The following is a 23,024-nucleotide window of genomic DNA, read 5'->3' on the forward strand; positions in this document are numbered from 1 at the left end:
TCTGAATGATGGTGTACCCATAACTGTGTATAGGTACACCTTTCCCCAAGCTGGAATCCCGCTTATTCAGGTAGTTTAAAGTCAGTTACAGATTCACGTAATGATTCTGCCATGTTGGCCAACTCAGATACCGAACGTGCAGTATCGAAAGTTGCACTGGTCGTTTGCGAGGTAATTTCCTGTACAACGTTCATCGTGGTTGCAATGTGACCTGCAGAAGCAGACTGAAGTTTTGCAGCATCCGAAATGTTAGAAATCAATTTCGCAAGGTTGGTCGATACCGTTTGAATCTCATCCAGTGCAACACCCGCATCTTTAGATAAGTTCGCACCACGCACAACTTCTGATGTGGTTTGTTCCATCGAAATTACGGCTTCGTTGGTATCGGTCTGAATGGTTTTAACCAGTGTTTCAATCTGCTTGGTTGCAGATGCTGAACGTTCCGCTAGACGCTGTACCTCGTCGGCTACGACTGCGAAACCACGACCTGCTTCACCCGCCATAGACGCCTGAATTGCTGCGTTTAATGCCAAGATGTTAGTTTGGTCGGCAATATCGTTAATCAAGGCAACGATGTTACCAATCTCTTGTGAAGATTCACCCAAACGCTTAATACGTTTAGAGGTTTCTTGAATCTGCTCACGAATGATATCCATACCTTCAATTGAACGGTTTACAACGTCTGCACCATTCGATGCAATATGTACTGAACGTTCTGCTACCGCTGCTGATTCTTCAGCGTTGGCAGATACTTGGTCAATCGACATTGCCATTTCGTTAATTGCGGCAGATGCACCTGCAATTTCTTGCGCCTGATGCTCAGATGCTTCAGCAAGCTGGTTGGTAATGTTCTGTGTGGTTGCCGTATATTGTGCAACTTCGTGCGATGTTTCGTGAATACGCGATACAAGGTCACGTAATTGGTCAATTGCGAAGTTAATCGAGTCGGCAATTGCACCCGTGAAGTCTTCCGATACTGTTGCGTATGAACGTAAGTCACCATCTGCAAGGTCGGCGATCTCATCGAGTAAACGTAAAATCGCGTTCTGGTTACGGTCATATTCATCTTGTAGACGAACCACGCGAGCTTTATCGGCTTCACCACGTAAGCTTAAGAGTTTGAATACACAGAATAAGAACGCAAGTAATGCTGCAATTAAGCCAATTGCAGGAATTGCAATAGACCAACCTGAACTGCTAGACAATTTATTTAAATTGGTTAAAAGTTTATCTGACTGATCGAAAATAGAAGATGATGCCTGACGTACTTTTACAATTTGTGTTGAGTTATTTAAAACTGTTGCAGCAGCAGATTTCAATACATCTTCATATTCTGCTTGAATACCTTCTAATGAACTACGTAAATCTTCTTGAGTAATACGTTGTACACCAAGTTCCGCACTACCATTTAACTGTGCTGCCAAGTAAGCACCAAACGTTTCGGTATCGGCACTAAAGTCATCTGCAGATTCACGTGAACTGTCTGTACCTGTTAATACAGAACTGATTGAACGTAAAATACGTTCTGCAATGAATACTTGGTTCTTTGCAATAACCACCTGGCTACTTGGCATGTCTTGACGTGCCATTTGGTCAACCATCAAGTTATATTCAGCCTGAATACCCGGAATGGTTTCACCAATTGCAATGTTGGTGTCATAGAGTTGGTTAATGATTTTTTGTTGCGAAGCAATCAAATCAATATTTTCAGAAACCGATTTCCACTGTGTTTCCACTTCACGCAGTGTATCTGTGCTGGCATGAATATCCTTCACTGTTTCTAAGTGAGCAGCAAAGGCTTTTTGTGAATCTGTTAAGTTTTTAATAGATTCAGGCGTACCTGATGCAGTCGCTTCGGTTGCTTGACGTGAAATGGTTTGTGACAACAGACGTAAATCACCCAAACTACGGGTAAAATCGTTATTACGCGGCACGCTATAAAAAAGGTATAACAACAGGAAAAGCGATAAGATGATACAAAAAGCTGCGCCTAAAATAAGTGGCTTAGATTTTTCTGTTTCGCCAAATACACTCGCAAACTCTTCTGTTCGCGCCTGTAATTTTGCAAAAAAACCTGGACCACTTGCTTTACGGACGGTTTCTTCGCCTGAATTTTTCTTTTTAAGTTTAAAGCCCATGCAGCTTCTCCCCGATTGACGCCTTCATTTTTTAGGTGCGCGACAGTTAATTTATAAATTTTATAGATGCGTTCATGTATTTTGGGTTTTGCAATAAACGACTAAATAAGAAAACATGCCATTGTTGGTTATGTTGGTGAAAATACCCCTGACAATATTCTTGTAAATTACTATCTAAATCATTGTGTTTAGAAAAGAAACTTTTCTTATTAAAGTGCTGTATACCCAAAACTTGATCTACAACTAAACCGACATAATGGTCATTATGACTAATACACATTACTTTTTGAGTAGGTGAATATTGGCTGCTTTGCCCAGAAACATAATGTGCCAAATCTGAAACTGAAAGTAATCTTCCGCGAATATTCGCTAGACCTACTACCCAAGGTTGGGTATTTGGTACGGGCGTATATTTCGGTGGATAAATAACCTCAGAAACTTCTCCTAATGGAGCAACGAAATATTGCCCCATCATCTCAAAAGCAATGCCTGACCAGCGGTTTACCTCATTTTCGGTACTAACGTAGTTTTTGTTTCCACGTTTAGATAACCGAAGTAATTCAATAAAACCATTTGCAGCCATAGCTTATCCTGCATTAAGGTGTTGATTAATCACATCAATTAATTGTTTTTCGTCAACAGGCTTAGTTAAATAATCGCTCGCACCTTGGCGTTTCCCCCAAACACGATCGGTTGCCTGATCTTTGGTACTCACAATTACAATTGGAATGTGTTTAGTGGTATCACCACGCGAAATTTGACGTGTTGCCTGAAAGCCATTCACGCCTGGCATAACCACATCCATTAATACTAAATCTGGTAATTCAGCTTGCGCCATGGTCACGCCATCTGCACCGTTCGCTGCTTCAATGACTTCAAAACCATGCTTGGTCAAGATTTCTCTGAAGCGGAATGTTTCTGTAGGTGAATCATCTACAATAAGAATACGAGCCATTATTTTCCCCAATAAATCTAACTAACTAATAATTATGCTGTCACGTGGTTACGAATGGCGTTTAATAATTCATCTTTACTAAATGGTTTAGTCAGATACTCATCAGAACCTACTACACGTCCTTTGGCTTGGTCAAATAAACCATCTTTACTTGATAGCATAATGACAGGAATGTTTTGGTAGTTTTGCGAGTTTTTAATTAAGGCACACGTTTGGTAACCATCTAGGCGTGGCATCATAATATCTACGAATACGATATCTGGATTTGATTCGGCAATTTTGGATAAAGCTTCAAATCCATCAACTGCGGTAACCACTTCACAACCTTCACGCTGTAGAAGTGTTTCAGCTGTACGGCGAATGGTTTTTGAATCATCAATCACCATGACTTTTAGATTTTGGAATTTATCGTCCATTCAATGACCCTTCCCATTTTTGTTTGTACAAGCAACTGAGTAGAAAAATTTTACACATTGATCGTATTTTTAACATATCTTTACTTGTAGTTTCAATGAACATATTTAGTGTAAAGCTACACTTTTACATCATTATCACCAAACCGCTCACACTTTCGTGTGACCATTGATATTTTTTTATCGGTTGTATTTTTTTAATTCCTAATTTTGATCTAATATAACACTATTATTACGTGTAATTTAAGTAATTTAGTCAACTTTATTGTGGGGGACAACGTGAGCACTTTTTTTGCAAAATCACTCGCTGTAAAATTAAAACAAAATAAGCAGTCACTCAAATTGGGCATGCTTGCGTTACTGCTATTGCCCTCTGCCCCACTCATGGCTGACAGCCAGAACAAAGCGGTGTGGTATCGCTATTATGATCAACATGGCGTTGCAAATATTAGTAGTAATGTGACACCTAATCATATTCGTCATGGTTATGAAGCATTAGACCGTAACATGCAAGTAATTCAGCGCGCACGTCCATACAACACCGAAACGGATATTAAAAAAGCCCCACAACGTGCTGCTCAAGCGTATCAAATGGAATCTGATCAGCGTTTGAAAAACGCCTATACCAATAGTCAAACTGCAATCACCAAACGTAATAACGCTTTAGCGCATATTAAAAAGCAAATTATTTTCCAACAAGAACAACTCAAACAGTTGCAAAACGACCGTATTACTTTTAAACGTCAAGAAATGGAATATTTACGCAAGGTCAAACCTGTGCCTGCACAACTAAAAACCAATTTGGACAATAACTTAAAAAACATCGAGCTTAAAAAAGATATGATTCAATCTTTACAAACAAGCTATCGAAATACACAAGCAGAATACGACAGAATTATTACTCGCTTAAAAGCACTTGAATAGTTGATTTGAATTACCTTGTCATTTTGGCAATCAATAAGGACAAATATGCATGCACATTGCACAGCGTATCGCAGTTAGGTTTAATCGGCAGCATTTACCCATTTTTCGTATCGGTGCAATCGGTTTATGTATTTTGCTGAGTGCCTGCCAAAAAACAGAAACTGAAAATAAAACAACAGTATCAGAAAAAATTGAACTCATTCAGCAAGATTTAGTGACACCACAACAAGGCAGCGCAATCAGTAAAACTGCCTTTACAGGCACAGTGCGTGCTGTGAATCAAAGCAGTATTCAAGCACAGGTGACTGCCACAGCAACCTCAGTCTATGTCAAAGTGGGAGATAGCGTACAACGTGGTCAAACCTTGCTACGCTTAAATAATCAGGATAATGCTGCGCGTTTAGCACAAGCTCGCGCCAATTTAGCTGCAACGCAAGCGCAAGCCAACCAAGCCCGCAACATGATGCAACGAAAAAAACGTTTGCTCGATCAGGGTTTTATTTCACAAGTGGAATATGAGCAAAGTCAGTTAGATTATCGTGCGCAAATGGAAAATGTACGCGCCCAACAAGCCAATGTCGATATTGCACTAAAAGCCGATCAAGATGGCACGATTACCAGTCCAATTCATGGTGTCATTACCCAACGTCAAGTTGAGCCTGGGCAAACTGTGGCTGCAGGACAAACCTTATTTGAAGTCGTCGATCCGAACCAATTAGAAATTCAAGCGAAATTACCAAGCGACTTACAAGCCGCACTCAAAATTGGTCAAAAAATTGAATATCAACTCCAAGGGCAAGCAAACACATTTAATGCACAAATTAGCCGCGTTTCCCCAGTGGCAGATTTAGCCAGTCGTCAAATTGAGTTTTTTGCAACCCCGCTTGAGCGTCTTCCCTCTTTAAGTATTGGGGCATTTGTGGATGGTTATATTTTAGCGAACACGACAATTTCAGGGCAAATCATCCCACTCAATACCATTCACGATATCCAAAACAAACCTTATGTTTGGGTGATTCGAGATCAAAAAATTGCCCGCGTGGATATCACAGTTTTAGAACAGCGCTATAGTGACAATACTGCTGTGATTCAAGGCTTACAGAGCAGTGATCTAGTCAGTCGAGTGGTGTTCAACCCCGATCAAATTCAGCAGCAGGTGATCATTCAAAATAACCCTCAATAAATTGAATTTCATCTCAATGCAGTAGTGCAGATGTCCAATAAATAAAAAATCAGGATCGTTGTTATGTGGTTTACCCGAGTTAGCGTCAAGTATCCCGTTTTTACCATCATGATGATGTTTTGTCTAATGGTGCTTGGCTTGGCTTCATGGCAACGTATGGGCGTGGAAGAATTTCCTGACGTCGATTTTCCGTTTGTAGTGGTTTATACCAGTTATCCGGGTGCATCACCTGAAACAGTTGAATCTGAAATCACCAAGAAAATGGAAGATCAGATCAACACCATTTCTGGACTCAAACAACTGGTTTCACAATCCAGTGAAGGGTTATCTACTATTATTGCCGAGTTTAATTTAGATGTTCCTTCGGCAGTGGCGGCACAAGATGTACGCGATAAAATTTCGTCTGTCAGTGCAGGGTTTCGAGATGAAATTCAAGACCCAGTGGTGGAGCGCTACGATCCAACTGCCAATGCAGTGATGTCGATAGTTTTTGAATCCTCACAAATGTCTTTGCGTGATTTAAGTTCCTATTTAGATCAACAAGTTGTACCGCAACTGCGCACTGTGTCTGGTGTCGGAACTGTTAATTTATTGGGTGATGCACAGCGACAAATTCGGATTGAGGTAGATCCACAAAAGTTAATGAGTTTTGGACTGGGTGTGGATCAGGTCATCAACACGCTCAAAGCTGAAAATATTGAAGTACCTGGCGGCACACTCAAACAAGCCAATAGTGAATTGGTGGTCGAAATCCAATCCAAAGTCATTCATCCTCTGGCTTTTGGCGATTTAATTATTGCCAATAAAAATGGTGCGCCAATCTTTTTAAAACAAGTTGCCACAATTCAAGACAGTCAGGCAGAGCTGGAAACCAGTGCATTTTTAAATGGGCAAACTGCGGTTGCTGTCGATATCTTGCGTAGTTCAGACTCTAATGTTATTGAAGTGGTTGATAACACCTACAAAACCTTAGAACGTATTCAGACCCAACTACCTGTAGGCATGACTGCAAAGGTCGTGGTGGATTCTTCTAAAGGGATTCGTGGCAGTATCCGTGATGTAGCGCGCACCATTATTGAGGGTGCGATTCTGGCAGTCCTGATTGTACTGTTGTTTCTTGGTTCATTCCGTTCTACCGCCATTACAGGATTGACCCTGCCAATCGCCCTACTCGGCACACTCACCTTTATTTGGGCATTTGGCTTTACCATCAACATGATGACCTTACTGGCGCTCTCGCTCAGTATTGGCTTATTGATTGATGATGCAATTGTGGTACGTGAAAATATCGTGCGTCATGCAGATATGGGTAAAGACCATGTCACGGCTGCTTTGGATGGTACTAAAGAAATTGGCTTGGCGGTTTTAGCAACTACCCTGACCATTGTGGCTGTATTTTTACCTGTGGCATTTATGGGCGGGATTATCGGACGCTTTTTCTATCAATTTGGTGTCACCGTCAGTACTGCCGTACTGATTTCCATGTTTGTCAGTTTTACGCTGGATCCAATGCTTTCTGCACACTGGGCAGAAAAAGCAAATCCGAATAAAAAACCTGGACGGGTAAAACGCTTCTTAAACTGGATTTCTAACAAACTCGACAATTTAAGTCATCATTATGAAAAACTTTTAAAATTAGCACTACGATTTCGCGTTATCACCTTATTGATTGCCGTGGGTTCATTATTTGCAGCACTCGGATTATCCAAACTGATTGGCACAGAGTTTGTACCTGTACCCGACAAAGGTGAAATTCGGATTAAATTTGAAACACCTGTAGATGCCTCGCTTGAATATTCACAAGCAAAATTAAAACAAATAGATCAAATCATCCGTCAACACCCTGAAGTACGTGCGACTTACGGAGCCATTAACAGCGTAACAGATCGCGGGAAAAATCATGTTAATTTGCGTGTAACTGTCAGCCCACGTAATGAACGTCAACAAACGCTAACCGAACTCAATAACGAATTTCGCCAGCGTCTACAAAGTGTTGCGGGCATCACCATCACCTCTGTCGCCTCTGCCGACGAAACAGTTTCAGGGGGGCAAAAACCTGTGATGGTGTCTATTAAAGGCCCTGATTTAGCAGAATTACAAAAAATCTCTGACCGCTTTATGACCGAAATTGCTCAGGTGAATGGTATTGTCGATTTAGAAAGCTCGCTAAAAGCTCCTAAACCTACATTAGGTGTTCATATTAACCGTGTCCTTGCCAGCGATTTAGGGCTATCAGTAAATCAAATTGCCAATATTATCCGCCCACTGATTGCGGGGGATGATGTCACCACTTGGCAAGATGAACGTGGTGAAACCTACGATGTCAATGTTCGACTTACAGAAAACCATCGTAGCTTGCCGAGCGATGTGCAAAATATGTATTTAACTTCAAAAAAAACTGATGCCAATGGACAAAATATTTTAGTGCCTTTGGCAAGTGTGGCGAAGTTTGAGGAAAGTTTAGGTGCAGCACAAATTAACCGTCGTGATTTAGCCCGTGAAGTTTTGGTCGAAGCCAATACTGCTGGACGTCCTGCAGGTGACATTGGTGTCGACATTCAAAAAATTCAGGATAACTTTAAATTACCCGCAGGTTATAGCTTCGACACTCAAGGCGCCAATGCTGACATGGCTGAATCTGCAGGTTATGCGCTGACTGCAATTACCCTATCTATTGTGTTTATTTATATCGTTTTAGGTTCACAATTCAACAGTTTCATTCACCCTGCAGCGATTATGGCTTCTCTGCCTTTATCGCTGATAGGGGTATTCTTGGCACTGTTTATTTTTAACTCGACCATGAACCTGTTTTCTATTATCGGTATTATTATGCTGATGGGGTTGGTCACCAAAAATGCGATTTTACTGATTGATTTTATTAAAAAATCCATGGATCAGGGCGAGTCACGTTATGATGCAATTATTGCTGCAGGGAAAACCCGTTTACGCCCTATTTTAATGACCACCAGTGCAATGGTGATGGGGATGGTGCCACTCGCACTTGGCTTGGGTGAAGGCGGCGAACAAAGTGCGCCTATGGCACATGCAGTCATTGGCGGTGTAATTACATCCACCCTACTCACCTTGGTGGTCGTACCTGTCATTTTCACTTACTTAGATGATTTTAAGAATTTTATGTTACGCCAAACGCGTAAACTGATTTCTTAAAATCTCACGCAAAGTCACACAATCGTTCGGGCTAAATTTTAACGCAAGTTTAGCCCGATTTTTATTGTATAATCTGGCTTTGAAAAAAATCCATTTAACGCTTCACTTTTTAGGACAGTTTCCATGCGCGCGAGTCGCTTTTTATTTGCTACGTTAAGAGAAACCCCAAACGATGCCGAGGTGATTTCTCACCAGCTGATGTTACGTGCGGGTATGATTCGTAAATTGGCTTCAGGTTTATATACTTGGCTGCCAATGGGTGTGCGTGTGCTAAATAAAGTTGAAGCCATTGTTCGTGAAGAAATGAATCGCGCAGGTGCTTTAGAAACTTTTATGCCTGTCACTCAGCCTGCCTCACTTTGGGAAGAATCAGGGCGTTATGTGCAATACGGTCCTGAATTACTACGCTTTAAAGATCGCCACGACAATCCTTTTGTACTTGGCCCAACACATGAAGAAGTCATTACCGATTTGGCGCGTAATGAATTAAAAAGCTATAAGCAATTGCCAATCAACTTCTATCAAATTCAAACTAAATTCCGTGACGAAATTCGCCCACGTTTTGGGGTAATGCGTTCACGCGAATTTATTATGAAAGATGCTTATTCTTTCCATACCGATCAAGCTTCTTTACAAGAAACCTATGATGTGATGTACGACACCTACTGCCGTATTTTCTCGCGCTTAGGTTTAGACTTCCGCCCAGTACAGGCAGATACAGGTTCTATTGGTGGTTCAGGTTCACATGAATTCCACGTTCTAGCTTCAAGTGGTGAAGATGATATCGCCTTCTCTACCGAATCTGATTATGCAGCCAATATTGAAATGGCTGAAGCTATTTTGGTGGGTGAACGTGCTGCGGCAACGCAAGAACTCAAAATTGTGGATACACCAAACCAAAAAACCATTGCGGAAGTTTCTGCATTTTTAGGCACAAATAGTAACCAATCAGTCAAAGCGCTCTTGGTTCAAGGTGTTGCAGATGAAACAGGTCAAGTGCCTGTGATTGCATTATTCCTGCGCGGTGACCATGAACTCAACGAAATTAAAGCAGAAAAGCATCCACAGATTGCAGCACCACTTACTTTTGCAACCGATGCACAAATTGCAGCGTTAGGTTTAACTGCTGGCTTTGTTGGTCCACAAGGTTTGGTTGAAAAAGGCATAACTGTGATTGTAGACCGTGCTGCATCAGTACTGTCTGACTTCGTTGCAGGTGCAAACCAAGTTGATCAACACGCAACAGGTGTGAACTGGGAACGCGATGCACAATATACTGAAGTTTACGATTTACGTAACGTCGTTGAGGGCGATCCATCTCCAGATGGCAAAGGAACTCTACAAATTAAACGCGGTATTGAAGTCGGTCATATCTTCCAACTCGGTACTAAATACTCTGAAGCGCTGGGCTGCAAAGTATTAGGTGAAGATGGCAAACCGTTTACTGTTACCATGGGATGCTATGGGATTGGAGTCACACGTGTCGTTGCCTCTGCCATTGAACAAAATTTTGATGATAAAGGGATTATTTGGCCTGCAGCCATCGCACCATTTGAAATTGCGATTGTACCAATGAACGCACATAAATCACCTCGCACATTAGAAGCAGCAGAAGCACTTTATGCTGAACTTCAAGCTGCGGGTTATGATGTATTACTGGATGATCGTAATGAACGTCCTGGGGTGAAATTCTCTGACCTTGAGCTTACAGGTATTCCGCACCGTATTGTGATTGGTGAGAAAGGTTTAGATGCAGGTACTTTTGAATATAAAGGTCGTCGTGATGCTGAATCTAGCAACCTAACGAAAGAAGAATTACTCATCAAAATTGCCAAATAAGATTGAAGACTGAGTATAAAAAATCCCGCACAAGTTGCGGGATTTTTTTCATTTGGGATTAGCAGAATTTCATACCACCATAACAGTTAGGGGTAACATTTTGGTTTTGTAAAACCTGATTATTAAGTGTTAATCTGGCTGGTTGACCCGTGTAATATCCTGTGTAACTACCAACATCGATATTCATTTTACGCTCGATTGGTGTACCAGCCAATGAACCTAATGCTTCTAACAAACTTACATCTACATTATGCTTATCTTGCATTAACTCAGAAGTTAATGCTTTTGCGACCTGTGGTAGTACTGCAGAAACATCTACCAAATCCGCAGTTGCCAAATAACCTAATTGCACTGGTTCCTTAAACGACATCCACCAACCTTGTTGTGCAATATCTTTTTCATCTGCACCCATCCACTGCACTGGCTTGCTTTGTAAAGATAAATATCCACCTGTTCCTGTCAGAGGAATATTGTGAATCATATTTAGGGCTTGGACAAAAGTAATATCCATATTCAAATTTTCTAATGTAGAACCCTTACTCATTTTAAAGAATGAGTGATCACCAACAGAACCAAACAATAAAGGAGGAAATGTGACATATAACTGGTCTTTTGAAAAGTCAGGTGTTCCATTTACATCACCAGTATATGTCCCAGACTCTGTTGCTGCTAGCGGAATAGAAGCTAATGTTGAACGGATACCCGTAACTATAGCGGACTCCATACGCTGACCAGTCACTACTGTTTCAGGCATCGTAAAATCAGCTCGCATCGATGGAACGGTAATCCCAGTATGTCCTTCTGCGCCAGGTTTACTTGTATAGACACGATCCTGCCCCAACGCAGTCAGTATCCCACTAATTTTTTGGTCAGAGGCATTACCAAATTTAGCTTCTTTAGTAAATGAATGCCCTTGCGTTTGTGCCATTTTCATATAACCACTGAAACTTTTAATCCCGTCATTTGGGTTTTGCACGTTATCTGTACCCAAAGTCAGTAGACCTAAAATTTCTTCTGCACCTAAGCGAAAACCAACCACTTCACGTGTTGACGCACTATTTCCACTAATCGCAAATTCAATAAATGGATTGGTAATTTGTGCACTGGTACCCGCACGTTCACCATTAAACTTTGGGTTACCTGTTGAATCATAGGATTCATTCAAACCACTTAACGAAATATTAGAAATATCAATATCACATCCCGCTTTACCACCAATCGCGTTATTTACACCGCCACAACCTAATTGTAGCGTTTTAATGTTGGCATTAAGCTCCATGAGTGCATCAACACTTAGTTTATAAAAATTTAACCCTTGCGATTGATCTGTCGCAGTCATCAGGTTCAAAAGTGCCTGACCTTGTACATGAGATAACTGATCATCATTTAAAGCCTGCATCGCTTGAGCAGAATTGAATGAAAAAGCTGTACTTAAAATAGATGCAACTAAAATTGTTTTTTTCATTTTATTTCTATCCTTTAGCGTGGCGTAATGCCCAATGTGCTGCGCATGGTTCCACCTGTAAGTGCGACAGATGCGATTTTCTGCATATTGCCATTGGTAGACATTGCAAAGTTTGTTTTAAAGGGTTGAGCAATATCATTTTTATAATTAAATTTCACTTGATTGTCTAAAGTGACCGTATCTGCACTGACGACGACTTTTCCTTTGACACCTAAATGACCTTCCATACGATTCAAGTTAATAGAAGACGTTTGAACAGTTTCATTATTCACTTGATCTTCATTAATCAAACTAAAATAACTACCTAAATTCTTCGGATCAGCCTGTTCTGTGCTATCTAGACTTCTAAACTTAAAGTTCGCATCAAAAGACAAAAAGTTTGAGTTCGGATTAGTATCGGTTGGATCCATTCCAGGAATTACCAACAATTCACCATTGCCATCTAATTTAAAAGCAATTGTGGTCAACACATCATCTTTCTTAGAGAAATTATCGTAAGGTACAAAACCACCGCATTTAGTTGATCCTGTGACGCAGTTGTATTTCGAACCTGGTAATTGTCCAATCGCTAACTCTGCTTTTGCTGCAACTAATAAATGATCTGCACGAATATAAATCCCTTCATCTTCATAACCAATCACACCGTCGGACTGAATTAATGCATCAATATTTCTTAAACCAGCATAATAGTTGACAGCTTCACCAGCATGCAGGCTGTCTTGCCCGTCAATTAAGATAATAGAAGTGGTACTTGGTAAGCCTGTTTTTGAATCAATGCCATAACCTTCGGTAGAAACAATAGCGTTATAACCAATTCCAGTTTTGTTCGTTCCATCATAAGGTGACAGATATTGTTTACCCGACAAGGCCACATTGGCATTTAAATTATAAATTGGAATCCCAATACCCCAAGAACCACCATCTCCTGTCAATTCATTTAAAGAGTTGTCAGAAATAATTCTAGCTTTGGCTGCAATAGACTGAAAGTCCATACCACGAACAGCGATCAGTGAGAACTGGTCACCTTCAAGCTTACTCGATAGCAACTGGTTTAAAATAGGACTGGTTGCACCAATAGTATTTTTAATATTTTCATTGACTAAAAAATTGAGGTTTTTCGCTTGTACGGTATTAATATAAATATCGCCAAAATCGATATAGGCATTTTTATTGTGTAAATTACCTTGTGCATCACGTGTGGTTAGCGGTCTTAAATTCGAAAATTCAACCGCATAACTGCCTTTTCCTGTGTGCCCAATTTCTAAAGTTGTTGGTAATTGCCCTGTGGCCAAACCTGTCGTATTTTGATTGGTAAAATCGGCAGATAAGCCCAAATGCAAACCACCTTGCCCCACCACAGTATCGTAGCCTGTAACTGCGGTATTTTTAGTTTCAATTACACCATTGACCTTATTCGAAACGTCAAAATTGGCAACATTTTTTTGATGCCCATTAAAAAACAATTTCGCATTGCTTACCGCACCTGATGCACCAAAGCGAATTAAATTTTTATCATCATAACGCAAGTCAATATTGACCCCAGGGTTAGTTGCATTTTGTCGGCTACTAGCAACATCACTCAGGTCTTTCACTCGTCCAAGATTCACAAAATGGTCGGTGGTGCCATTTTTAGTGGTAAAGACCAATCCCTCATCGGCATCAATGTACATATAGCCGTCAGTCGCAAAATTAAAGTTAAAATCATGCATAGATAATTCATGCTTACCTAAACCATGACTAATTTTGGCATTCTGTAACTGGAAGTTTAAATGTGCCGTTTCATTTTGATTGAATAAACCTGCTTTGGTTTCTAATAAAACTTTTAAAGGTGATTTAGTTTCTAAGCCGAACTGACCCAAGCTTTGTGTTTCTTTAGTACAACTATTTCCGACACAGTTTTTTTTGACCAAGTTTAAATCTGCAGTCGATTGAAAAGCATCAATGCTCGCATCGATACGCACACCTGCACCAACATCAGTTTTACCCACATCTAAAGCAAGCTTACTGATAATAGGCTGGTTATTCTGTCCTTTAATTTCTACATTATGTAAGCCTAGACCCAGTTGAGCTCCACCCACTAAATCAGGATCATACCAATTGACTTGATTAATCGTGGCTTTGGACATTTCATGGGTGATTACAATACCATCTTGCCCACTTACATCAGACAAATGCTGGTCTGCAATCAACTCTAAAGCATATACTTGTTGCGCACAAAGTACGCTCAATGTTAATAAATTTAACTGCATTATTTTTTTCATTTTTATTTCCCTATACTGTACTTAATCCTATATTCAACAACGGCTTGCTGCTGAACCTGTACAGTTGTAGCTAAATATTTTCACATTGCCAGACATGTGCATATTGCCGTGAATATTTAAGCCCATAAATCCTTTTTCAGCGCCCTGATCAAACAAAGGGACATCTTCTTGCTCAACTGGGCTATAACTACCATTTTGCTGATAATTTCTTCCTTGAAATTTGGTATATACCTCTGAATTTGCATAACCTTCATTTGCTCCCTGCCCTGTACCTGTTTCGATCGCCATGGTTGCAAAACCCAAATTTCTTATTTTTAATGGCTTATCATCATAAAACTTAAGCTGCATTGCCGTTTGTGGGTCATTTTTATGATTAATAATAGTCGTGCCATCTAAAGAAAATTTATCTATTTGTATGGTGCCTTGAATTTTTTTAAATACCAGCCACTTTTTATTGCCGTTATTATCTTCATGATTATTAGGTGCAATCGCTAAACGACAGAGCACATTATTGTCAGCACAATTTGCACTATAGCGATAATAAACCTCTGTAGGTTTTGTCCTGCCATTAAATTTTGAAATATTGCTGAGTTCTAAATTTTCAGCATATTCATGGTTTAACGATAGTGTCCAACTAAGGTCAGCACCACCTTGACCTGTAGCCTGCGTTAATTCATGATTTTCCAGTGCAATTAAATTGGCATGGGTCAAAGGACTACACATCAATGCAATACAAGACAGTTTTTTCAACATGATGATTCCCCTCTTATAGACCTGTCGTTTTAAATTTAAGGTGCTGAATCAGCACGCCATCAATTGCAACCGAACCTAGATTCTTAGTAGAACCATCTACACCCTTAAATACAACACCTGTGGCATCCGTATGATCTTTGGCACGTAACATATTATTTGGCAAGCGTTCTACAGTACCAATTGCAATACTACTATGCGTCGCATTACGTCCTTGATACATCGCAGCACTGTCATTGACATTGGCTTTTAGCGGTGTGCCACAACTCACCACATTACAGGTAGAACCTGTAAATGCTGTAGAACCTAAATACCCACCCTTTCCATCTTCATAATTTTGATAAATTTTATTGTAAATTTCAGGAACATTCGGAATACGTGTTACTTCTAGCACAATATTATTGCCCTCAGAACCAACCACAAAAGGCTGATACATATTCCCTAAAACTAAATTGATATTCGGACTGTATAAATACAAACCCTCTGTATCATGAAAAACTGGTGCCAATGAACCATCTATTGCTGGTGTGACCGCCGTTCCATCCAAAGTATCTGATTTTGCTGCTGTACTAATGCGGATTCCTTTACTATCTAAGTTTGAATCTGTGAAACTTAGATTCGCAGGATTATCATTGGTATTTAAACGCAATAAACTTGCCATACCCAATGTTTGATGATGATTTGGATTATCAGAGTCTAAAGTCTGAAATAGTCGCATTTGAGAACCATTTAGGCTTAAACCATTGGCAACAAACTGAGTACGTAAACGGTGCTCTTTATCTAAACCAGATTTTGGCGCCCCAGTGCTTGGATCCACCTCTGCACTTGAGTTCAACTGACGTGAAAAAATATCAGTCCAAAAGCCCAGTTTAATATTATTATCACTTTCAGTTGGCGTAGTAGTTGCGAGTGGTGCCTCTAGTGCTAAATAACCAACATCTTTTTCTACATTTTTAAATTGTTTAACTTTTTCTGTGCCTGCACGGAATAACCATGGGTTATCTGCTGAACCCCAGTTAAAGCCTTGATTGCTATAACGACTGCTTAATGAGTTATCACTTTTAGATAAGGCTAAACCATAAATAAAGACATCTGCTTTGGTTCTTAAAGATTGCACAGGAGAACCCGATGCAGCAATTGCCGCTGCCTGTTCAGCCGATTGTATAATTTGAGCATAAATTTCTGCCACAGCAGACTTGGCTGTATCTTCTGCAAGTTGACTCGCATTATATTTAGCCCGAATATCAGCCGATGCTGTTTCTTTGGTTATTTCAGCCTGTATTAATGTGTCTACTTGTGAGCCAACTTGGTCTGCTCGAGTAAAGTTGCCAAGCCCTTTATAAAAATCAGAATTCAATAAATCATTATTAGCTTCTGCCGACCGACTCCCATATAAAAGATCAAGCATTTCATAAGTGTTTGTAATAGCATATTCTTTTGCTTTCTTTTCATACTTTAAAACGCCAGTTGGATCCTCGCTAACTGGTCGTGTGGTATATGCAGTAGTTCCATCTTTTTTTAAACTCTTTCCAATCCCCGAAGTCCCATCCCTATAGTCTGCAAGACGTTGATTGTAATAATACTTGAGTGTCTCATTATTAAAAAAACCTTCACGAACATCAAATGTAAATGTTTCTTTTTTCGCGTCAACATCAGCTTCAATATTTTTAGTATATTCTTGATACAAAGTTGAATATTGATTTGTATAGGTTTGTTCATAAGTTGAACGGTAAGTTTCGTTATATTTATGCTCAGCCTTACCTTTTAAAACACTTTGATTATAAGTATTGTTATAAACCGTATGGTATGCACTTTCTGCCAACTGCACATAATTCTCCCCCGTCGGGATAATACGAATAAAGCCCGTATCATATTGACTAGGGTTTTCTAACCCACGTGCATAGCTCGACCCTGTAGATAGATCATTCGGTTGCTGAAACACCATTTTGAAGTCATCAAGGACTAAAGCAACCCCTTCGCCTGTGGTATTTGACAAAGAGTCATCGGAGAGTGCTTGTAAAGCATAACTCGGGTTCGTCAAAAATAAGCCTATAGCAGTGGCTAAGCAACGCTTACGAAAAGGGAAAGTAATTGCGTGTTCAGTCATCTCGACCTTCCTTTTATCTGATGCTCCGCATCTTTCTTTTATTTATCTATAGCTTGGCTATTTATTTGAGTGTTTTTATCCTTAAAAACGTGATTATGCCAAACCATTCTCATATTTAATTATGCTGAATATTTATGCAAATGCAAAACAAACTGGCTAAACAGCACAGCTTTCCGATGAATGAAAAAAAGCGAGCACATTGGCTCGCTTGTTCAACAGAAAAATTGTGATGGGTTAATCACTTATGCTTTAGGCAAGGTCACGCCTGTCTGCCCTTGATATTTACCACCACGGTCTTTGTACGAGGTTTCACAAACTTCATCTGATTCAAAGAACAACATTTGTGCCACACCTTCGCCTGCATAAATACGCGCAGGTAAGTTCGTGGTATTGGAAAACTCTAAAGTTACATGACCTTCCCACTCTGGTTCCAGTGGCGTCACATTCACAATAATACCGCAACGTGCATAGGTCGATTTACCTAAACACACTGTCAATACATTGCGCGGAATACGGAAATATTCAACGGTACGCGCCAATGCAAACGAGTTTGGCGGAATGATGCACACATCTGACTCAATATCGATAAAACTTTTTTCATCAAAGTTTTTTGGATCGACAATTGCGGAGTGAACATTGGTAAAGACTTTAAATTCACGTGCACAACGTACATCATAACCATAACTAGAAACACCATAAGAAATGAGTTTCTCGCCATTTTCGTCAAAGCGAACTTGGTTTTCTGCATACGGTTCAATCATGCCGTGTTTTTCGCTCATTTCGCGAATCCAACGATCAGACTTAATTGCCATTTATTTTCTATCCAAAATATGAATGTTTAACTGTGCTGTACTTTAACTGAAATCTAAGTTAATGAAAACCAGCCGTTTCCCTCACATCGCTTTTTTAAGTGCAATGATTAGGGGCTGTTGACAATTCGTCTATGTTTGCGACAACGCATATTTTTTAGCTGATATAAGGCATGGGACAGGAAATTTAGTCATTCTAAATGACTGGCACATAACGCAATAGCAGCAAAAAATATGCTTGTCCCCTTGCGCAGCAAACAAAGCAATGCTTTGTTCTCGCTCATGTGGCTAAAACTTTCTCAGATTGCGTTATGAAACTTGGCAATAGACCCACTATTCCCTGCGTTTCATGCCTGATCTGCTCAGTTTTAGCCTACAGCGCAAGCCATTTATGAAATGTCAACAGACCCTATTTCCAGTAGATACAACTTTTAGATACAACGTTGGCTTTATAGACTCAACAAAGCCGAATAACTTAAAGGAATTGAAAAGCTCAGCAACACAATAGAAGCTGTTTTTTGTAGATTGCACTGATTGAGCCAGCTAATTTTATTTTTAGCGAGCACCGAACCAATAAATGTCCAGAAAAAAGCAATCGGCACGATTAAACATAAAAATGCCAACATGTGTGCCACATAATAGTCTGCTTTTACCCATGCAATCGTTGGGAAAATTGCAGAGGCGAACAACAATGCTTTAGGATTCAGTAAAGTCGCTAAAAATAGCTCACTCGCACGGATCGTAGGTTGATTAAAGCTTTGCTCGACTTTAGCCGTGCGCCATAATTTAATCGCCAAGAAAATAATATAGCTTGCACTGAATAATTTTAGAATGGTGGGCAACAACGGGAGATGAGTAGACACCGTACCAATTAAGGCGCCCCAAAGTGTAATAGAAATCAAATAACCCAATGCTTCTGCTGGAATTAATCGGAAAGATTTGCGGATACCAACCTGAATACCTGATGATGCAAGCAAGGTATTGGTTGGCCCTGGTGTCAATAAAATTGTGATCACCAAACCGATAAAAAACCATGAAATCATGCATTGACCTCACTACTGAATGAGCGCAGATTAAAATAGTTCATTGCAATTGGCAAAAAGTATTTTGTAAGACAAATTCTTGATCAGTTTAACATTTTAAATTTATTATTTTATTCAATCACTTATATAAAAAATATTTTTTAATTAAATGGTAACTTATAAGTCATTTTATCTTAACATTTTTAAGGTATTTAGAGATTAAACACCATTAAATCAGATGCTTGTGTATTTTTTAATCAAAAAAAATAGCTCACCGAAGTGAGCCAAATTTTCAAAATATTGTGATTTAGCTTTTAAAGGTGAATCAGTCAAAATTTAAAGGATGATAACTTAATGACTGCAACTGCAATCATTCCAAGCTGAGATCCCTCACTAGAAAATACGATTCTGATCTTTTTCAGCTTTAGGCAGTTTTTTTGCAATTTGCTTGGCAATCGCAATGTAACTATCGGCAGCATCATCGCCTGCAATCACTGACGGCGTGCCTGCATCCACATTTTCACGAATACTGACATTCAATGGTAAACGTCCAAGCAACGGAATGTCATATTGTTCTGCCAGTTTATCGCCACCACCTTGACCAAAAATTTGTTCTTCGTAGCCGCAGTTTGAGCAGATATGGGTCGACATATTCTCAATTACGCCCATCACAGGAATTTGCACACGATTAAACAGCTCGATGCCTTTCACAGCATCCATTAAGGCAACATTTTGTGGTGTAGTCACAATCACCGCTCCCGTTACAGGAATACGCTGTGCAAGGGTCAGTTGAATATCCCCCGTTCCTGGTGGCATATCAATCATCAACACATCTAAATCTGGCCATAAGGTTTGATTAAAGAGCTGCATTAATGCACCTGTGGCTTTTGGTCCACGCCACGCTACAGGTGTATTGTGGTCACCTGTTAAATGTCCGATGGATAACACAGGCATCCCAAAAGCATCCAACGGTACAAACTGCTCGGCTTCAATCATTGGGGTTCTGCCTGCATTGCCGAGCATGGTCGGAATACTTGGACCATAAATATCGGCATCCAATACGCCAACTTTTAAGCCGAGCTTTTGCAAAGCTAAAGCCAAATTTACTGTAGTGGTAGATTTTCCAACCCCGCCTTTGCCTGAAGATACCAAAATTACGTTTTGAATACGCGGATGTTTCGGCACATCACGTTGGTGTGGCGCAGCTTTTTGAATCGGTGGATTATTCGGATCGGCTTCTTGCATTGAACTTTGGCCCGCAGCATCGACCACCGGTGGTAAATGAGATGTTGCAGTCTGTGTGGTCGATGTTGCGCAGCTTTCATCTTCAGCATGTTGATGCCCACAACTTTCTTTTTTCTGTCCAGATTTCTGCTGAATCACATGCATATTAAGTTCTTTAATGCCGCATTTTTCTAAAGCATCTGCCAGTTCATCATGAATTTGTTGTAAATGTTGTTTTTCTTCAGGATAAGTATTGATGGTGATTTGCAGAATATCACCTTGCACATTCACTTGAGAAATACGATCTTTTAAAGCATGTTCAGATTCAGGCAATATATAACTTTGTAGCACGTGCTGAATAGCTTCCTCATTCACCGTATGCGAAGGTGAAAAAACTGATTTAAGTGAAGAAAGCCAAGACATAGATTTACTCCAAAGTTTGGAAATACCGCGATTTTGATAGTGTAACGATAATTCAGTATAAGGTTAAGTCGTGCTATCACTGAAATACTTAATTCTGAGTATATTGCTTGGTTTTTGACATGATTTATCTTCAAATGCAGACCAAGAGCTTGTTTCGATATTGTATTTAGCCTTCTAAGCGGATTTGAAAAGAATTCCTGGAATCCCTTGTGCATCTATGTGCTATCTAAGGTAAAATTGCCCGAATTGCATCGTCCCTATTTGAGAGAGTTATATCCGTGCGTCAAATTTTAGTCACTAACGCCCTACCATACGCCAATGGTCCGATCCATATGGGTCACTTACTCGGTTATATCCAGGCAGATATCTGGGTTCGCGCCATGCGTGCAATGGGACATGACGTGACTTATGTCTGTGCGGATGATGCGCATGGTACAGCAATCATGCTGCGTGCCGAAGCCAACGGGATTAGCCCTGAACAGCAAATTGCCAATGTGCAACAAGAACACATTCGCGATTTTGACGGTTTTGGTGTGCATTTTGATCATTATGATTCAACGCATAGCGACACCAACCGCGCACGTGCCAGCGAAATTTATGTCAAAAACCGTGATGCAGGCAATATTGCTGTTCGTCCCGTCACGCAATTATTTGACCCTGAAAAAGGCATGTTCTTATCAGATCGTTTTATTAAAGGCACTTGCCCAAAATGTAAAGCGGAAGATCAATACGGCGATTCTTGCGAAGTTTGCGGCACAACCTATAATGCGACTGAGCTGATTAATCCAAAATCGACTTTGAGCGGTGCAACGCCAGTAGAAAAATCATCAGATCATTACTTCTTTAAATTGCCTAATTTTGGCGAATATTTGCAAAAATGGACACGCGATGAAGGTCGTTTGCCAGTTTCGATCGCCAACAAATTAGATGAATGGTTTGAAAATGGCTTGAATGACTGGGATATTTCACGTGATGCACCATATTTTGGTTTTGAAATTCCAGACGCACCAAATAAATATTTTTATGTATGGGTTGATGCACCAATTGGTTATATGTCGAGTTTTGAAAACTACGTAAAAACCAAACGCCCTGACCTAAATTTTGACGATTACTGGAAAAAAGATTCAGACAAAGAAGTCTATCACTTCATTGGTAAAGACATCGTATATTTCCACGCTTTATTCTGGCCTGCAATGTTAGATGGTGCGGGTTATCGCACGCCTACAGGTTTATTTGTAAATGGTTTCTTGACTGTAAATGGTCAAAAAATGTCGAAATCTCGCGGCACATTTATTAAAGCAGAAACGTATTTACAGCATTTAAATCCTGAATATTTACGCTATTACTTTGCATCAAAACTGTCTGATAAAGTTGAAGACTCTGACTTAAATCTGGATGATTTTGTGCAGAAAGTAAACTCTGATCTTGTGGGTAAAGTGGTAAATATTGCCAGCCGTTGTGCCAAATTCATCAACACCAAATTTGATAACAAATTAAGTGCAAACTGCGCTGAACCTGAGTTAGTACAAAGCTTTATTGCTGCAGGTGACTCGATTGCCAAAGCATACGAAGAGCGTGAATTCTCTGCGGCAATTCGTGAAATTATGGCGCTTGCTGACCGCGCCAACCAATATATTGATGAGAAAAAGCCTTGGGCTTTAGCCAAAATTGAAGGCGAAGAACAGCAAGTTCATGACGTATGTTCTGTAGGGATTAACCTATTCCGTCAATTGGCGATTTATCTTGCGCCTGTACTGCCAACCTTGGCTGAACAAGTTCAAGCCTTCTTACAGTTAGATAGCTTTAACTTTGAATCACGTAAAACTGTTTTAGTCGGTCATGAAATTGCGTTGTTCCAACCACTCATGCAACGTGTTGATCCGAAAGCGGTAGCTGCAATGGTAGATGCATCTAAAGATTCTTTAGCCGCACCTGTTGAAGCACCAAAAACGGAAAAGAAAAAAGAAAAAGCCAAAGAGAAAAAAGCAGAACCAAAAGTCGGTGAAGCGGAAATTATCACGATTGATGACTTTGTCAAAATTGATTTACGTGTTGCAGAAGTTTTAGAGGCTGCAACCGTTGAAGGTTCAGACAAACTGCTTCAATTAACTTTAAATGTAGGTGAAGCTGAGCCACGTAATGTGTTTAGTGGTATTCGTGAATTTTATCAACCAGAAGATTTAAAAGGCAAATTGGTGGTGATGGTGGCTAACCTTGCACCTCGTAAAATGCGTTTTGGTATTTCTAACGGTATGGTACTTGCTGCGGGTAATGGCGAAGGTGTTTGGGTGATTTCACCTGAATCTGGCGCAAAACCGGGTGATAAAGTGTCTTAATTTTTAG

General features: G+C 40.1%; 16 protein-coding genes. 5 read left to right on the plus strand and 11 right to left on the minus strand.

The annotated features are described in order from the left end of the window. Positions 1-62: 62 nt before the first annotated feature. The 4 genes from FTT71_RS03580 to pilG are packed head-to-tail and all read right to left on the minus strand — an operon-like array spanning position 63 to position 3,509. The gene (locus FTT71_RS03580; protein ID WP_178867151.1) at positions 63-2,138 is read right to left on the minus strand and encodes a methyl-accepting chemotaxis protein; all 2,076 of its coding nucleotides are present in this window, start codon (positions 2,136-2,138) and stop codon (positions 63-65) included. 46 nt (positions 2,139-2,184) lie between these two features. Continuing rightward, a complete protein-coding gene (locus FTT71_RS03585) occupies positions 2,185-2,721 on the minus strand; it encodes a chemotaxis protein CheW (protein ID WP_004975527.1) in 537 nt (178 codons plus the stop codon). Between the two features lie 3 nt (positions 2,722-2,724). Beyond that, positions 2,725-3,093 (minus strand): PleD family two-component system response regulator, encoded by a 369-nt coding sequence (locus FTT71_RS03590; RefSeq protein WP_004975526.1) that lies wholly within the window; start codon positions 3,091-3,093, stop codon positions 2,725-2,727. Positions 3,094-3,125: 32 nt separating this feature from the next. Beyond that, a complete protein-coding gene (pilG, locus tag FTT71_RS03595) occupies positions 3,126-3,509 on the minus strand; it encodes a twitching motility response regulator PilG (protein ID WP_004975524.1) in 384 nt (127 codons plus the stop codon). A gap of 276 nt (positions 3,510-3,785) precedes the next feature. Here pilG and FTT71_RS03600 point away from each other — a divergent pair, with 276 nt between their 5' ends. The 4 genes from FTT71_RS03600 to FTT71_RS03615 all read left to right on the plus strand — a co-directional run bounded on the left by FTT71_RS03600 (position 3,786) and on the right by FTT71_RS03615 (position 10,620). Next, positions 3,786-4,430, plus strand: a complete 645-nt coding sequence (locus FTT71_RS03600; RefSeq protein ID WP_131261508.1) for a hypothetical protein — start codon at positions 3,786-3,788, stop codon at positions 4,428-4,430. A 49-nt stretch (positions 4,431-4,479) separates the two neighbouring features. Beyond that, complete coding sequence (locus FTT71_RS03605) at positions 4,480-5,613, plus strand: efflux RND transporter periplasmic adaptor subunit (RefSeq protein WP_004975519.1); 1,134 nt, start codon at positions 4,480-4,482, stop codon at positions 5,611-5,613. A 63-nt stretch (positions 5,614-5,676) separates the two neighbouring features. Further along, positions 5,677-8,781 (plus strand): efflux RND transporter permease subunit, encoded by a 3,105-nt coding sequence (locus FTT71_RS03610; protein ID WP_180061165.1) that lies wholly within the window; start codon positions 5,677-5,679, stop codon positions 8,779-8,781. A 123-nt stretch (positions 8,782-8,904) separates the two neighbouring features. Further along, complete coding sequence (locus FTT71_RS03615) at positions 8,905-10,620, plus strand: proline--tRNA ligase (RefSeq protein WP_179988582.1); 1,716 nt, start codon at positions 8,905-8,907, stop codon at positions 10,618-10,620. Between the two features lie 58 nt (positions 10,621-10,678). On the opposite strand, the gene FTT71_RS03620 is transcribed toward FTT71_RS03615, so the two are convergent. The 7 genes from FTT71_RS03620 to apbC all read right to left on the minus strand — a co-directional run bounded on the left by FTT71_RS03620 (position 10,679) and on the right by apbC (position 20,681). Then, positions 10,679-12,085, minus strand: a complete 1,407-nt coding sequence (locus FTT71_RS03620) for a hypothetical protein (protein ID WP_167846168.1) — start codon at positions 12,083-12,085, stop codon at positions 10,679-10,681. Positions 12,086-12,099: 14 nt separating this feature from the next. Further along, positions 12,100-14,346, minus strand: a complete 2,247-nt coding sequence (locus FTT71_RS03625; protein WP_180160706.1) for a DUF6160 family protein — start codon at positions 14,344-14,346, stop codon at positions 12,100-12,102. A gap of 33 nt (positions 14,347-14,379) precedes the next feature. Beyond that, a complete protein-coding gene (locus FTT71_RS03630; RefSeq protein WP_180160707.1) occupies positions 14,380-15,099 on the minus strand; it encodes a hypothetical protein in 720 nt (239 codons plus the stop codon). 13 nt (positions 15,100-15,112) lie between these two features. After that, the gene (locus FTT71_RS03635) at positions 15,113-17,203 is read right to left on the minus strand and encodes a hypothetical protein (RefSeq protein WP_180160708.1); all 2,091 of its coding nucleotides are present in this window, start codon (positions 17,201-17,203) and stop codon (positions 15,113-15,115) included. 242 nt (positions 17,204-17,445) lie between these two features. Beyond that, positions 17,446-18,015 carry a dCTP deaminase gene (gene dcd / locus FTT71_RS03640; RefSeq protein WP_004975507.1) on the minus strand — a complete coding sequence of 190 codons (570 nt, stop codon included), beginning with the start codon at positions 18,013-18,015 and terminating at the stop codon, positions 17,446-17,448. 446 nt (positions 18,016-18,461) lie between these two features. Then, a complete protein-coding gene (locus FTT71_RS03645) occupies positions 18,462-19,055 on the minus strand; it encodes a LysE family translocator (RefSeq protein WP_070152620.1) in 594 nt (197 codons plus the stop codon). A 372-nt stretch (positions 19,056-19,427) separates the two neighbouring features. Then, complete coding sequence (gene apbC / locus FTT71_RS03650; RefSeq protein WP_004975505.1) at positions 19,428-20,681, minus strand: iron-sulfur cluster carrier protein ApbC; 1,254 nt, start codon at positions 20,679-20,681, stop codon at positions 19,428-19,430. Positions 20,682-20,959: 278 nt separating this feature from the next. Here apbC and metG point away from each other — a divergent pair, with 278 nt between their 5' ends. Further along, on the plus strand, positions 20,960-23,017 hold the full coding sequence (metG, locus tag FTT71_RS03655; RefSeq protein WP_179996045.1) for a methionine--tRNA ligase: 2,058 nt from the start codon (positions 20,960-20,962) through the stop codon (positions 23,015-23,017). The last annotated feature ends 7 nt before the right edge of the window (positions 23,018-23,024 follow it).

Source organism: Acinetobacter sp. YH01004, assembly GCF_013420455.1.
Classification (GTDB): Bacteria; Pseudomonadota; Gammaproteobacteria; order Pseudomonadales; family Moraxellaceae; genus Acinetobacter; species Acinetobacter towneri.